This window comes from Novosphingobium nitrogenifigens DSM 19370, assembly GCF_000192575.1.
GTDB lineage: Bacteria > Pseudomonadota > Alphaproteobacteria > Sphingomonadales > Sphingomonadaceae > Novosphingobium > Novosphingobium nitrogenifigens.
This window is the reverse complement of record NZ_GL876934.1, coordinates 338,658-351,831: the sequence shown is the minus strand read 5'-3', so window position 1 is coordinate 351,831 and position 13,174 is coordinate 338,658. Positions and strand designations below refer to the sequence as shown.

General features: G+C 63.6%; 13 protein-coding genes and 1 tRNA gene. 8 read left to right on the top strand and 6 right to left on the bottom strand.

Annotated features, from left to right (window positions below):
* Positions 1-141: 141 nt before the first annotated feature.
* From clpS to Y88_RS15805, 3 genes are all read right to left on the bottom strand, one after another.
* Positions 142-498 carry an ATP-dependent Clp protease adapter ClpS gene (gene clpS / locus Y88_RS15815; protein ID WP_008071029.1) on the bottom strand — a complete coding sequence of 119 codons (357 nt, stop codon included), beginning with the start codon at positions 496-498 and terminating at the stop codon, positions 142-144.
* A 284-nt stretch (positions 499-782) separates the two neighbouring features.
* Positions 783-1,787, bottom strand: a complete 1,005-nt coding sequence (gene phaP, locus Y88_RS15810; RefSeq protein WP_008071028.1) for a phasin family protein — start codon at positions 1,785-1,787, stop codon at positions 783-785.
* A 261-nt stretch (positions 1,788-2,048) separates the two neighbouring features.
* Positions 2,049-4,034 (bottom strand): PHA/PHB synthase family protein, encoded by a 1,986-nt coding sequence (locus Y88_RS15805; protein ID WP_008071027.1) that lies wholly within the window; start codon positions 4,032-4,034, stop codon positions 2,049-2,051.
* Between the two features lie 250 nt (positions 4,035-4,284).
* On the opposite strand from Y88_RS15805, the gene Y88_RS15800 reads away from it, so the two are divergent.
* From Y88_RS15800 to Y88_RS15790, 3 genes are all read left to right on the top strand, one after another.
* Positions 4,285-5,484, top strand: coding sequence for an LL-diaminopimelate aminotransferase (locus Y88_RS15800; protein ID WP_008071025.1), 1,200 nt, complete (start codon positions 4,285-4,287; stop codon positions 5,482-5,484).
* A 62-nt stretch (positions 5,485-5,546) separates the two neighbouring features.
* The gene (locus tag Y88_RS15795; protein WP_008071024.1) at positions 5,547-6,383 is read left to right on the top strand and encodes a crotonase/enoyl-CoA hydratase family protein; all 837 of its coding nucleotides are present in this window, start codon (positions 5,547-5,549) and stop codon (positions 6,381-6,383) included.
* A 132-nt stretch (positions 6,384-6,515) separates the two neighbouring features.
* Positions 6,516-6,589: transfer RNA gene (locus Y88_RS15790), tRNA-Cys, on the top strand.
* Between the two features lie 300 nt (positions 6,590-6,889).
* On the opposite strand, the gene Y88_RS15785 is transcribed toward Y88_RS15790, so the two are convergent.
* Both Y88_RS15785 and Y88_RS15780 read right to left on the bottom strand, forming a co-directional pair.
* Entirely contained in the window at positions 6,890-7,354 is a 465-nt protein-coding gene (locus tag Y88_RS15785) for a cupin domain-containing protein (RefSeq protein WP_008071023.1), read from the bottom strand.
* 67 nt (positions 7,355-7,421) lie between these two features.
* On the bottom strand, positions 7,422-8,090 hold the full coding sequence (locus Y88_RS15780) for a TetR family transcriptional regulator C-terminal domain-containing protein (protein WP_008071022.1): 669 nt from the start codon (positions 8,088-8,090) through the stop codon (positions 7,422-7,424).
* Positions 8,091-8,176: 86 nt separating this feature from the next.
* Here Y88_RS15780 and Y88_RS15775 point away from each other — a divergent pair, with 86 nt between their 5' ends.
* The 4 genes from Y88_RS15775 (at position 8,177) to Y88_RS15760 (ending at position 11,471) form a co-directional block, all read left to right on the top strand.
* Entirely contained in the window at positions 8,177-9,124 is a 948-nt protein-coding gene (locus Y88_RS15775) for a DMT family transporter (protein WP_008071020.1), read from the top strand.
* Positions 9,125-9,327: 203 nt separating this feature from the next.
* On the top strand, positions 9,328-9,759 hold the full coding sequence (locus tag Y88_RS15770; protein WP_018075855.1) for a hypothetical protein: 432 nt from the start codon (positions 9,328-9,330) through the stop codon (positions 9,757-9,759).
* A gap of 99 nt (positions 9,760-9,858) precedes the next feature.
* Entirely contained in the window at positions 9,859-10,608 is a 750-nt protein-coding gene (locus tag Y88_RS15765; RefSeq protein ID WP_008071016.1) for a phosphatidylserine decarboxylase, read from the top strand.
* Complete coding sequence (locus Y88_RS15760; protein ID WP_008071015.1) at positions 10,605-11,471, top strand: CDP-alcohol phosphatidyltransferase family protein; 867 nt, start codon at positions 10,605-10,607, stop codon at positions 11,469-11,471. Before Y88_RS15765 ends, Y88_RS15760 begins: the two co-directional genes overlap by 4 nt.
* Here the strand turns inward: Y88_RS15760 and Y88_RS15755 are convergent.
* Positions 11,422-11,739 (bottom strand): hypothetical protein, encoded by a 318-nt coding sequence (locus tag Y88_RS15755; protein ID WP_232281113.1) that lies wholly within the window; start codon positions 11,737-11,739, stop codon positions 11,422-11,424. The genes Y88_RS15760 and Y88_RS15755 overlap by 50 nt on opposite strands.
* A gap of 585 nt (positions 11,740-12,324) precedes the next feature.
* Between Y88_RS15755 and rpsB the strand changes: the two genes are divergently transcribed.
* Positions 12,325-13,080 carry a 30S ribosomal protein S2 gene (gene rpsB, locus Y88_RS15750; protein WP_008071009.1) on the top strand — a complete coding sequence of 252 codons (756 nt, stop codon included), beginning with the start codon at positions 12,325-12,327 and terminating at the stop codon, positions 13,078-13,080.
* Positions 13,081-13,174 lie beyond the last annotated feature (94 nt).

Sequence of the window (13,174 nt, the reverse complement as noted above, 5' to 3'; positions counted from 1 at the left end):
GAACGGGGGGAGGCACAAAGTGCTTTCGCGTCGCCTAGCCCGGTTCGGGAAGGGAGGGAAGCGCAAAAGGGATTCCGGCCGTCGGCTGGTCGGCAAGTGTTGCCCGCGCAGCGCAGGTCGAGATGGAAGGGGCAGGAAAGTTCAGGCCTTTTCGAGCGTGCAGCGCAGCGGGTGCTGGTTCTGCTTGGCGAAATCCATGACCTGATTCACTTTGGTTTCGGCGATTTCGTAGGGAAAGACGCCGCAAACGCCGACGCCGCGCTGATGGACGTGCAGCATCACACGGGTCGCCTGCTCCAGATCCATGTGGAAGAACCGCTTGAGCACCATCACCACGAATTCCATCGGGGTGTAGTCGTCGTTGAGCATCAGCACTCGGAACATGCTCGGCTTTTTGGGCCGGGCGCGGGTTGCGATGCCGACGAGGCCGTCTTGATCGCCCTCACCATGATGGTCTCCGCCATCCTCGCCACCATGACCGGCCATGATTTCAGTCATGGCGATTGCATGCCCGGACTCGCGGGCGAGGGGAGTGAAGTGGCTTTGCATGGTGGGGGCAATATCGCATTGGCCCGCCCGCCATACAAGAGGCGAGGCGACCGGGATCTGTGCACGGTGCGCGCGACCGCAGGACGCTGTCGAGGCGAGCCGGGATCAGGGGCGCAAGGAAGGGCCCGAAAACGAGCGGGCCGGACGGAAAGAATTTCCCGCCCGGCCCTTCCGTCAATCAGAGCGCGGCTGCGTGTTGGCGCGACCGCACATAGCCGATTAAGCGGCGCCGATCAGGCGGCCGTCTTGATCTTTTCGACCGCGAGGCTGACGCGGTTGGAGATCGGCTGGAACGCTTCGTTGGCGAGCTTGAGCAGAGCTTCGCTGTTCTTCGAGCTGGCGGCGACCGCAGCGTCGAAGTGCTTGCGCAGGAGAGCCGACTGCTTTTCGAGGAGTTCGGTCGGGGTCTTGGCCGCAGCGAGATCCTTGAATTCGGCAGTCAGGGTTTCGAACGCGCTCTTGCCTTCGGTGGCATAGCCCTTGCCGAGTTCCTGCAGGCCGGTCGAAAGGATCTTGGTCGATTCGACCAGGGCTTCGACGTTGCCCTTGGCGAATTCGCCCAGTTCGCCAAAGCTGGCCTGGCTCTTTTCCAGAGCGGCCTTGGCCTTTTCCGAAGCGTCCTTGAACGCGGTCTGCATCTTTTCGGTGAATTCGGTCGTGGTGGTCATGACGAAAATTTCCTTCCTGGGGGCCGACGCTGTCCGGGGAAGGGGGGCGGCGGCGGGTTTCGTGGTCTTTGCTGCAGCCTTGGCCGGCTCGGCCGGAGTGGCTGCAACCGTTGTCGGAGCAGGGGTTGGCGGGGCAGGTTTGGCCACGGCAGGTGCCGGAGCCGCAGGCGGGACCGTCTTGCCTGCCTTTGCGACAACGACCTTCGGCGCGGGCGCCTTGGGTGCCGGAGTCTTTGCGGCAGGTGCTTTCGGAGCAGGCGTTTCAGCCACGGGGGGCTTGGGCGCTGCCTTCACCGGCGCAGGCTCGGGCTTGGCCGTTGCTTGCGGGGAAGCCTTGGGAGCGACAGGCGCCAGCGTTTCGGCTGCGGCAACTGTCTTGGGCAAAGGAGCCTTGGCAACCGTCGGCTCGACCGTTTCGACCTTCTTGGGGGCTTCGGTCTTCGCGGCAACGGGAGGCGTGGGGGCCGTGGCTGACGGCGTTACGGTTTCCTTGGTCGTTTCGGTCACGCCAGCGGTCGTCGGCGTCTGTGCCGTCGCGGCCTTGGCACCCTGTTCGACTTTATCGGCCATTGTCCCATGCTCCTGCCAAGCTGCAATCACGCACCGGGCCTTAATCTCGACTCCGGGGCCTGTCTTTGCTGCAACGCAAAATTGAGCGATCGGCGGGGTGAAGTCAAGGTAAATTTGTGCGCTGCACAATGAGCATTCGTCATGGAATTCCGCCCTGTCCCGGTGCTGTTCATCCGGTCAGGCGATGGCGCGTTCCCGAAGTGTCCGGGGGCGAAGCGCGGGGGCGACTTTCGCAGGTGCGTCGCCCCCGTGGCGTGGGTCTCAATGCTGCTTGACGTAGCGTCCGGGGGCGTCCTCGATAGCCGGATCACCCTTGCCGCCCGGTGTTCTCAGGCCGCCTGCGGGGACCTGAGTATCACCTTGCGAGCGGATCCACTCGATCCAGTCGGGCCACCAGCTGCCTTTGGTTTCGACCGATCCGGCAATGAATTCGTCGAGCGAATGGGGATCGTTGGCATTGAGCCAGTACTGATATTTCCCCGATTGCGGCGGATTGACGACGCCAGCGATGTGGCCCGAACCTGCCAGGACGAATTTCCACGGCCCGGACAAGTGGCGTGTGAGTTTCCAGACGCTTTCGGCCGGGGCGATGTGATCGAGTCGCCCGGCCTGGATGTAGCAGGGCGTCTTGATCCGATGCAGGTCGATGGGCGTGCCGTCGATCATCAGGTCGTCGGGAACGACCAGGCGATTGTCGCGGTAGAGATCGATCAGATAGGCCTTGAGCCAGCCGAAGGGCAGGTTGGTCGTGTCCCCGTTCCAATAGAGCAGGTCGAACGCCGGATAGTCCTGTCCCAGGAGGTAGTTGTTGACCACGTAGTTCCAGATGAGGTCCGACGGGCGCAGGAGATTGAACGTCGCCGCCATATAGCGCCCGTCGAGATACCCGTCGGTGGTCAGGCTTTCAAACATCCGGATCAGGGGATCCTCGATGAAGTGTTTGAGATCACCGGCCTTTTCGAAATCGACTTGCGCGGTAAAGAACGTGGCGGAGGCCACCCGGTCGGCAAGGCCGCGCCGCGCGAGCAACGCGAGTGTGGCAGCCAGCGTCGTGCCCGCGACGCAATAGCCGATGGTGTGGACCTTTTCGACCGACAGGCGCGCGCGGACGAGCTCGATCGCCTCGATCTGCGCCTTGACGTAGTCGTCCCAGGCGATGTCCGCCATCGAGGCATCGGCCGATTTCCACGACACGACAAAGACGCTCAATCCCTGTTCGACGGCCCAGCGGATGAAGCTGTTCCCCGGATTGAGGTCGAGGATGTAGAACCGGTTGATCCACGGTGGAAAGATCACGAGCGGCGTTTCGGCGACCGTCTCGGTGGTCGGGGTGTACTGGATCAGCTGGAACAGCGGTGTTTCATGCACCACTTTGCCCGGCGTCGCCGCAATGTTGCGTCCCAGTTCGAAGGCGTCGCTGCGGGTGTGAGTCAATTGTCCGCGGCGAAGATCGTTGAGCAGGTGTTCTACCCCGCGGACGAGATTTTCGCCGTGCGTTTCGAGCGTGCGTTCGATCACCATTGGATTGGTCATCGGAAAGTTCGCAGGGCTGAGCGAATCGGTGACGACCCGGGTCAGGAAGCGCAGGAGTTCGTGCTGCTCTTCAGGGAGCCCCCCCACGTCATCGACCATCGCGCCGAGTCGCTCGGTCAGTAGCAGGTAGGTCTGGTGAATGAGCGCAAAGACCGGCTGTTCGCGCCACTTGGGGTCGGAAAAGCGGCGGTCGCGGCGCGGCAGATCGGGTGCGGGCGAGCCTGCGGGAGCCTTGGCATAGGCGCCAAGAACGCTGGCCCAGAGGTCAACGCCTTCCTGCCACAGGGCCTTTTGCGTCTCGGGACGCGCGAGCGGGAACTTTTCCAGCCATTCGCCCGACCACGCCGACCAGCGCGAGGGGTCGCCCATGCGTGCAAGCATCGGTTCGACCTTGCCGGCTTGCTCGGCGCCGAAATCGAGCCACATCTTCTGCAACTTGGCTGCCGACATCGCCCAGTGCTGGATGTCGGCCGGATCGGGGGGCGGGGTCTGGGCCGTGGGCAGGAACGGGCTGAACAAGGCCTGGAACGCCTCGCCTTGCTTTCGTACAAGATCTTCCAGAACGGTCTTCTGGTCCAGCGAGGGTATCGAGGCGCTGGTGGCACACGTCTGGGTCGTATCGGCCTTGGTTGTCTTCTTGTCCGACTTGCTTCGACCTGCCTTGTTACCGCCGGTCCTGTTGTCTGCTTTGCCGCCGATAGTCTGAGCGCTCATGCGTTTCCCCTAGCTGGTCGTGCGCTTCTTACACCCGCAATTGATGACATATCCAGTACGGCTTCGCAGGTCCAAGTCGATATTGCGTTCGATTCCGGAGTTGTCAGCCTGCGCTACGGGAAATTCCGGGGGCCGGATCTGTGCAGGCGGCGGCTTTTTTCGGGGATGTCAAAGGTTTTCTTGGGCGGTCATTTCGCGTAAGGATGACCGCTTCCGGCACTCCCGCCGGACTTGAGGAAGTATCACAGCCGTGGACGAAGAATTCTACCGCATGAAGCGCCTGCCGCCTTACGTCATTGCCGAAGTCAACGGCATGCGGGCAGCAGCACGCGCCGCAGGGCGGGACATCATCGACCTCGGCATGGGCAATCCCGATCTGCCGCCGCCCCAGCACGTCATCGACAAGCTGTGTGAAGTGGCGCAGAAGCCTTCGGCACACGGCTATTCCGCGTCGAAGGGCATTCCCGGCGTTCGCCGTGCGCAGGCCAACTATTACGGCCGCCGATTCGGCGTCGACCTCGATCCCGAAACCGAAGTGGTCATGACCATGGGGTCGAAGGAAGGTCTGGCGAGTCTCGCCACGGCCATCACCGCGCCCGGCGATGTCGTGCTGGCGCCCAACCCCAGCTATCCCATTCACACATTCGGCTTCATCATCGCCGGGGCCAGCATCCGTTCGGTGCCGACCACGCCCGATGAACGCTATTGGGAATCGCTCGACCGCGCGATGCGCTACAGCGTGCCGCGTCCTTCGGTCCTGATCGTCAACTATCCGTCGAACCCGACGGCCGAGACGGTCGACCTTGCCTTTTACGAGCGTCTCGTCGCCTGGGCGCGCGAGAACAAGGTGTGGATCCTCTCCGACCTTGCCTATTCGGAGCTCTATTACGACGGCAATCCAACTCGCTCGATTCTGGAAGTGCCGGGTGCGAAGGATGTCGCGGTCGAATTCACTTCGATGAGCAAGACCTTCTCGATGGCGGGCTGGCGAGTCGGCTTTGCCGTCGGGAACAAGCATCTGATCGCGGCGCTGACGCGAGTGAAATCCTACCTCGATTACGGCGCGTTCACGCCGATCCAGGCAGCAACTTGTGCCGCGCTTAACGGTCCGCAGGACATCGTCGAGCAGAACCGCGAACTCTATCGCAGGCGTCGCGACGTCATGGTTGAAAGCTTTGGCCGGGCCGGCTGGGAAATTCCCAGCCCGAAGGCCTCGATGTTCGCCTGGGCCCCGCTTCCGCCGGCTCTGCGTCATCTCGGCAGCCTGGAATTTTCCAAGCAGCTGTTGACCCATGCCGACGTCGCGGTCGCTCCGGGGGTCGGTTATGGCGAAGACGGCGAAGGCTATGTCCGCATCGCCATGGTCGAGAACGAGCAGCGCCTTCGTCAGGCCGCACGCAATATCAAGCGGTACCTGACCAGCATGGGGGTCAACGCCAGCGCGGCGTGATTTTCGCGCGAAAGGTACTGGACCCAGGCTTCGTCCCGAGTAATTAATCGAGCAATGAAAAAATGCTCGGGACGGATGCCATGACTCTGAATTTCCATGACCGCGTGACGGTCACCATTGCCGACCACATCGCCCATGTCCTGCTCGACCGCGCGGACAAGATGAACGCGCTCGACGATGCGATGTTCGACGCGCTGATCGATGCGGCAGGATATTTGCGCGCCGACGCCGGAATCCGGGCGGTGGTGCTGTCGGGGGCAGGGCGCGCATTTTGCGCCGGGCTCGACCTTTCCAATTTCGGTAATTCGGGATCGGGCGCAACCGATCGACGGCTTGAAATCTCGCTCGCGGAACGGACCCATGGGCGGGCGAACCGGGTGCAATATGTCGCGACGGCCTGGCGTGACTTGCCGATGCCGGTGATCGCGGCGGTTCACGGGGTCTGTTTTGGCGGCGGGCTCCAGATCGCGTCGGGCGCGGACATCCGGATCGTCGCCCCCGACGCGCGCATGGCAGTGATGGAAGTCAAATGGGGGCTGGTGCCCGACATGGGCGGTTTCCTGCTCTGGCGCGGCAATGTCCGTGACGATGTCCTGCGCGAGCTGACTTATACCCATCGGGAGTTCACCGGCGCCGAAGCGATGCGCCTGGGATTTGCGACCCATGCCGATGCTGACCCCCTGGCCCGCGCGACTGCACTGGCGCAGGAGATTGCGGCCAAGAGCCCCCATGCGGTGCGCGCGTCCAAGGACTTGTGCAACCGCACGCCGTTCATGGATGCCGATGCGGTCCTGCTCGCCGAAAGCGTGGCGCAGATCGACTTGCTCCATTCCCCCAACCAGATCGAATCAGTGCGGGCCGGGATGGAACGCCGACGCCCGGAATTCGTCGATCCCTGACCCGGCATCGACGAAAACCGCGCCGGGGCGAGTAAAGAGCGCGGGTGCGAAAATTTCCGTTGCCCTCCACGCTCGGCTCGGCTAACCGCCCGTCTCCCACACACTGCGGCCGACGGGTTGCAGTGCGCCGGAGGCCCGATGGCGGAGTGGTGACGCAGCGGACTGCAAATCCGTATACGCCGGTTCGATTCCGGCTCGGGCCTCCAAAATTTCACCGAAAATCAGATGGCGTGCAAAATCCCCTGTCGGGGTGGCCGTGCCCTGTTATTGCCGTGGATTCCCCTTGATTTTCATGGGGTCACGGCGTGTCCACGGAACATGGATGCGACATGGCAGGGGAGCCGTTTTAGAGTCGGGCAGCTGTCCAAATCCGGCCTGAATGAGCTGTTTAGCGGCCCTTGCTGAGCCTTGGTGATCCCGCTGCCGTCAGCTCGACGGCGACGCGATTTTGTCCTCCATCTGATCCTGAGGTGGCGCCGGTTTTCAGGCAGGCTGTCCGCCTGCGGTTATTTGGGGCGCTCAGCTGTATAGGGAGTGCCGTCCTTGTGACGGTAATTGCCCTGGTTGTCCCACACCATGTCGATGTCGGGATAGACGCCGCCGCCATCGGGTCCGGCGCTGATCGCGACATAGCTGCAATCGGCATCGCTTTCGTTGACGAGGTGATGGCCGTTGGCGACGTTTGCCGGAAAGGCCGCGATATCGCCTGGTCCAAGTGGCGTGCGCAGATCGTCTTCGATCAGGACGGCGTTGCCGGTCAGCATGATCACCAGTTCGTCCGCGCCTGAGTGCCAGTGCCGCTGCGCCGACCATGCGCCGGGCCTCAGGACGACATGACTTGCGCCGAGCACGTCGAGGCCCGCCACGGGCGCGAGACGTTTGTACCATCGGCCTTGCACCGGGGCGTCGAAGGGGGCGGGGTATCCTGTGCGGTTGGTCGCAGGAATCGCGGCAAGGTCGAGCTTGGGCATGGGAGGAGGATACCTCGTATGCCCAAGGGAAGGAACGGGCCTTTGGTATCTTGCCGCCTTGGTGGCCTTACCGGGTGGGGGATGAGCTGTCGATCGATCCATGTGTCGCGTGGCCGGCGCCGAATGCGGTGAGGGCCATGCGGCGGAGGCGGTCGAAGTGGGTCGAGAGCGGGCGGCCGTCGGCTTTCGCACGCAGCAGCATGCCTTCGTAGGCGTCGATCAGGAAGGCGGCGGCTTCATCTGCGTCCAGGTGGGGCGAGGTTTCGCCACGGTCGCGTGCTTCGTTCAAGAGGACGGCGATCTGCGTCTGCCAGTCGGCAAAGACTTCGGACAGGCGCGAGCGAACGCGATCGCTGCGGGCGCTCGCGGTTTGGGCCAGGACGCCATAGAAACATCCACCCAGCGGACGCTCGGCGGCGTGGGCGATTTCCAGTGACGTGAGATAGGCGGTGAGGCGGTCGAGCGCGGGGCGGTCGCGGTCGGCGAAGATTGCTTCGCGCAAGGCGGCGTAATGCGCGCGATAGGCGTCGAGCACGGCGAGGCAGAAATCCTCCTTGCTCGCGAAGAAGTAATAGAACGACCCCTTGGGAACCCCGGCCGCTGTCAGAATGCCGCCGATACCGACCCCATCGTATCCATGGCGCAACATGGCATCGAGACCGTGGGCGATCAGCCGCGCCCGCGTGTCGGAAGCCGGAGAGGTCTTGGTTTCGGTGGGTTTTGCGTCGGCCATCATGCTTGTCCTCTGCCCGCCTATCATGTAGTAGACCGGTCGTCTAGTTCATGAGGTCGCCTGGCCGACCTGGCAAGCGGGAGCAAGGGGTGGCGATCGGGACGGCAGCAGGGGTGAACATCGACGCTCACGCGCATCGGCGCGGCATTCTCATGGTGGCGGCGTCGGCTGTGCTGTGGAGCACGGCCGGGTTGTTCGTGCGCATGGCGACGCTCGATACCGCGACGCTGGTCTTGTGGCGTTCGCTGTTTGCGGCGCTGACACTGGGCGGCATGGCGCTTGTGCGGCGCGGGCCGGTCGCTTTCGTTGAGTGCTTTCGCGATTTGCGAACCACCGCGATCTTCGTGGGGACCTCGGTCGTGTCGAGCACGTCCTATGTCTTTTCCCTGCGGCTGACGAGTGTCGCCAATGTGATGACGGTCTATGCCGCCTTGCCGTTCATCGCGACCGGGATTGGTTATGTCTGGATCGGGGAGCCGGTGACCCGCCGTTTCCTGTTGGCCGGAACGATCGCGGCGGGCGGTATTGCCGGAATGGCCGGTGGATCTGCGGGCATGGGCGATCTTGCGGGAATCGCGGCGGCATTGGTGATGACCGCCGGGTTCGCGATCCAGCTGGTGGCCATTCGCCGTCACCCCGGTGTTGATGTGCTGGCGCTCAATGCCTGTTCGGCGGCGGCCTGCGTTCCGGTTGTGCTGCCTTTTGCCTCATGGGCGGTGCCCGGGGCGGTTTCGCTCGGTGCGGCGGCGCTTTATGGCGTTCTGACGACTGGCCTTGCCTATGTTCTGGCGATGGAAGGTGGGCGTCGGGTTTCCCCGGGGGAGGCCGGGTTCATTTCCATGCTCGACGTCGTGCTCGGCCCCTTGTGGGTGTGGCTTGCTTTTTCGGAGCGGCCGGGGATGGCGGTCCTCCTCGGCGGGGCGGTCGTGCTGGGGGCCGTGGGCTGGTATCTCGGCACATTGCGGGGGCAGCGTCCGGTCGAAAGTGTCGAGGAACGGGACGATCTCGAGGATGTGGCGGTCTGTGTGGCCGACTGATTCGCGAGCGGCTCCATTTTGGGCAGGGCATTTCGAGGCATGGTCGGGCGGTGCGTGCTCCGCGTCATGACGTAGCCTCGGTGCGCTTCGTCGCGTTCCTGCCTGCCGGTGCGCGATGAACCGATTTGTTCATCTTTGGGACAAGCGGCGCTTCATAGCCCTTGGTGCGGCGACCGGGGGGTAATGAGGAAAGGACCGCAATCATGTTTCAGACACGCGCACTGGTTTATCCCAGACTGATTCTCGCAGCGACGGTGCTCCCGCTGGCATTGGCCGGTTGTGCCACGACCGGCTCGGTGAAGCGGGCGCAGGCCACCGCCGACCAGGCGCTTGCCCGCGCCAACGACGGATATGACGCCGCGCAAAAGGCGCAAGGCTCTGCCGATGCTGCCATGGGCGCCGCGCAAAAGGCGCAAGGGACCGCCGATGGCGCTGCCAATGCAGCGCAGGGCGCGGGCGGAACCGCGCAACAGGCGCTGGCCGCAGGGCAGAGTGCCGACGCGCGTATCGCCCGTCTGGAAAGCCGCCTGCACAGGCTTGAACATGCACGGGGCCATCACAGGAAAGGCAAGCACCATCATCGTGGCTATTGCCCGACCAAGCCTGCCGCCGCGAAGGCTCAGGCGAAGAAATGAGGTCGTGCGGGTTCCCGGTGATGAGCCGGGAACCCGTGTCCCCCGATGAATTCACGAAAACCGGTTTCCACTTTGGTCGACAATGCTAGAAGCCCCGCCATGCCCGGAGACATTCTAGACAACAGGGGACGAGGTACCGCCGGCTGGAGCTGGCCCTCGATCCATCCCGAAGGCCGCAAGTTCGCGCTGATTGCCGGCGTTGCGGCTCTTGCCATCGGTTTTTTCGGCTGGAGCTTCATAGCCTGGCCGCTTGCCGCATTGACGGTCGGTATTCTGGCCTTTTTCCGGAATCCGGAACGGGTGACGCCGCGCGATGATGCGTTCATCGTCGCCCCGGCGGACGGTCTCGTCACGCTGATCCAGAAAGTGCCGCCCCCGCGTGAGTTGTCGGCAAACGACGGCACCGGCGCGACCGGGCTCGGCGAGACGCCGGTCACGCGGATCTCGATTTTCATGTCGGTGTTCGACGTTCACATCAATCGTGCCCCGATCGGGGGAACGATTCGCCGAGTCGTCTATATCCCCGGCAAGTTCCTCAATGCCGACCTCGACAAGGCGAGCGAGGAAAACGAGCGCCAGCATTTTCTGGTCGAGCGCGGCGATGGCGTGAAGGTGGGCTTCACCCAGATCGCGGGCCTGATTGCCCGCCGGATCGTTCCTTTCGTCAAAGGTGGCGACATCGTCGCGGCCGGGCAGCGTGTGGGCCTCATTCGCTTCGGCAGCCGCGTCGACGTCTATCTGCCCGAAGGAACCGAGCCCAAGGTCCTGATCGGCCAGCGCACCGTTGCCGGTGAAACCGTGCTTGCCGAAGTCGGGCAGGCGCCGATGATCGAGGGTATTCGTCAGTGACGGGAAATCGCCCGGCCGATGTTCCGGACGAGGATGACGCCGATGCGCTTTTCGAAGCGCCGGCTCACGATGCCGGCTATGATTTCGGGCGCAAGCGGTTGCCGCGCGGTCTGACCTTGCGGGCGCTCGTGCCCAATGCGGTGACGTCGGCTGCCTTGTGTTGCGGCCTGACCGGCATCCGCTTTGCCATCGGCGGGGATTTCCACCTTGCCGTGCAGGCGGTGATCGTCGCCGGGATGCTCGACGGCATCGACGGTCGCATTGCGCGGGCCATGCGTGCGCAATCGCGGTTCGGTGCCGAACTGGATAGCTTGTCCGACGCGATCTCGTTCGGCGTCGCTCCGGCTCTGGTTCTCTATCTCTGGTCGTTGCAGGTCATGCCGCGCTTCGGCTGGTTCGCGGCACTTGCTCTTGCGGTATGTTGCGCCTTGCGGCTTGCCCGTTTCAATGCCCAGATCGACATGGCCGAGCCGCCGCAAAAGCGCGCGGGCTTCCTGACCGGCGTGCCCGCTCCGGTCGGGGCCGGGCTGGCGTTGATGCCGATCTATCTGTGGATCGCCAGCGGGCGTGACGAATTCCGCAATCCGCCCGCTGTTGCGTTGTGGACGGTGATGGTTGCGTTCCTGATGATCTCGAACACCGCCACGCTCGGTTGGGGGGCACTGCGTCCGCGCAGGTCGGTCCGGCTCGAACTCATCGGCCTGTTCGGGCTGGTCTTCGCGGCGCTTCTGACCGAACCCTGGCTCACGCTTGTCGGCATTTGCGCGGTCTATCTCGCGCTCCTGCCGGTCGGCATGATCCGTTACAGCCGGGTCAAGCGGCAGCGCGAAGCGGTGCGGGGAAAGCCTGTCGGCGACGCTTGATCGCGCCACGGGCGACTCCGGCAAAAGCAGGCTGCGCGAACGCGTGTTCCGGGCGCGCAGCCGGTGCTTCGACGCGCGGAGGCGGGGTTCCGTCATGGCGCGGGGTTTCGATCAGCGTATAGAGGAACACACGGTCCTGCGCGATCGAGCCGTGTTCGGCGACAATCCTGCGGATGGCGGGCAGAGCGCCGCGCACGCTGGAACCAATGACCGCCACACTGGTGCAACCGGCGGTGACGAAGACGAGCGAAGCAAGCAATCCAAGCATGACACGCGCCCTTTCGATCGGGCTTCCATCGGGGCGCAAGCGAACCGCGGGCACCATCGCAATCGCGATCGTGTGCCGTCGTCGCGGGCTTGACACCCTGTGGAAGGCCTGTGGATAATGTCCCGGTCGGCGTGATGTTCCCCGATCCGGCTGATGGACTATTTGTTCCACTTTTGTTCCATTCCGTCAAGTGGAAAGCCTGCAGCTGCCAGGCGGTGCGCTAACTTGCGGAATTTCCCTGATATTTTTCTGCCAATATGGACTTTTACCTAGTCTCTGCGTTCCACCTTTGGGGGGTCGTGGCGGGGTGGCGATTCGGTTGCCCGATTCTTTTGCTCGACGGCGACAGGCCTTGCTTGACGGCACATGTCGATTCCGGACGATGTGCATTTTTTATGGATTTGGCGACGAACTGCGGCTAGGGGCCCGTGCGTCGTACGGCGATTCGAACAGGCATCCGCTTTTCGATCGGCCCGTCCGGCAGAACCCATGTTTCAAATCCACATGGGCGGACCACATACCGGTGCCCCACGCCATCCGTCGGGTTCCTTCCGCCCAGAGGTCAAACCGGAAAGGACGTATCCTATGGCGGCTCCCGTCGTCACCATGCAGCAGCTGATCGAGGCCGGTGCGCACTTTGGCCACCAGACCCACCGCTGGAACCCGCGCATGAAGCCGTACATCTTCGGCGTTCGCAACGGCATCCACATCCTCGACCTGTCGCAGACCGTTCCGCTGTTCGCTCGCGCGCTCGACTTCATTTCGGCCACTGTCCAGGCCGGCGGCAAGGTGCTCTTCGTCGGCACCAAGCGCCAGGCTCAGGAGCCGATCGCCCAGGCTGCGCGCGCTGCCGGTCAGCACTACGTCAACCACCGCTGGCTGGGCGGCATGCTCACCAACTGGAAGACCATCTCGGGTTCGATCAAGCGCTTCAAGGCGCTGGAAGAACAGCTTTCGGGTGACACTGCCGGTCTCACCAAGAAGGAAGTTCTTCAGCTGACCCGCGAACGCGACAAGCTCGAACTGTCGCTCGGCGGTATCCGCGATATGGGCGGTATCCCCGACGTGATGTTCGTGATCGACGCGAACAAGGAAGAACTGGCGATCAAGGAAGCCAACGTGCTGGGTATCCCGGTCGTTGCGATCCTCGACTCGAACGTCTCGCCCGAAGGCATCGCGTTCCCGATCCCGGCGAACGACGACGCCAGCCGCGCCATCCGTCTCTACTGTGAAGCGGTTGCCGCTGCTGCCACCCGTGGCGGCCGTGACGCTGCCATCGCGGCGGGCGTCGACCTCGGCGCGATGGACGTGCCGGTCGCCGAAGAAGCGATCGAAGGCTGATTGGTTACAGTGACAGCGGTGCCGGGTGCCTTGCCGGCTCCGTCACCGAACTGTCCTGTTTCATGAATAGAGGCCGCGGCACGTGTTGCCGCGG

Excerpts from the sequence above, each read along its gene's own strand:
- clpS (WP_008071029.1), bottom strand. The coding sequence starts at position 498 with ATGACTGAAATCATGGCCGGTCATGGTGGCGAGGATGGCGGAGACCAT.
- rpsB (WP_008071009.1), top strand. The coding sequence starts at position 12,325 with ATGGCGGCTCCCGTCGTCACCATGCAGCAGCTGATCGAGGCCGGTGCG.
- Y88_RS15795 (WP_008071024.1), top strand. The coding sequence starts at position 5,547 with ATGCTCGGGACGGATGCCATGACTCTGAATTTCCATGACCGCGTGACG.
- Y88_RS15785 (WP_008071023.1), bottom strand. The coding sequence starts at position 7,354 with ATGCCCAAGCTCGACCTTGCCGCGATTCCTGCGACCAACCGCACAGGA.
- Y88_RS15755 (WP_232281113.1), bottom strand. The coding sequence starts at position 11,739 with ATGCTTGGATTGCTTGCTTCGCTCGTCTTCGTCACCGCCGGTTGCACC.
- Y88_RS15765 (WP_008071016.1), top strand. The coding sequence starts at position 9,859 with ATGCCCGGAGACATTCTAGACAACAGGGGACGAGGTACCGCCGGCTGG.
- phaP (WP_008071028.1), bottom strand. The coding sequence starts at position 1,787 with ATGGCCGATAAAGTCGAACAGGGTGCCAAGGCCGCGACGGCACAGACG.
- Y88_RS15805 (WP_008071027.1), bottom strand. The coding sequence starts at position 4,034 with ATGAGCGCTCAGACTATCGGCGGCAAAGCAGACAACAGGACCGGCGGT.
- Y88_RS15780 (WP_008071022.1), bottom strand. The coding sequence starts at position 8,090 with ATGATGGCCGACGCAAAACCCACCGAAACCAAGACCTCTCCGGCTTCC.
- Y88_RS15770 (WP_018075855.1), top strand. The coding sequence starts at position 9,328 with ATGTTTCAGACACGCGCACTGGTTTATCCCAGACTGATTCTCGCAGCG.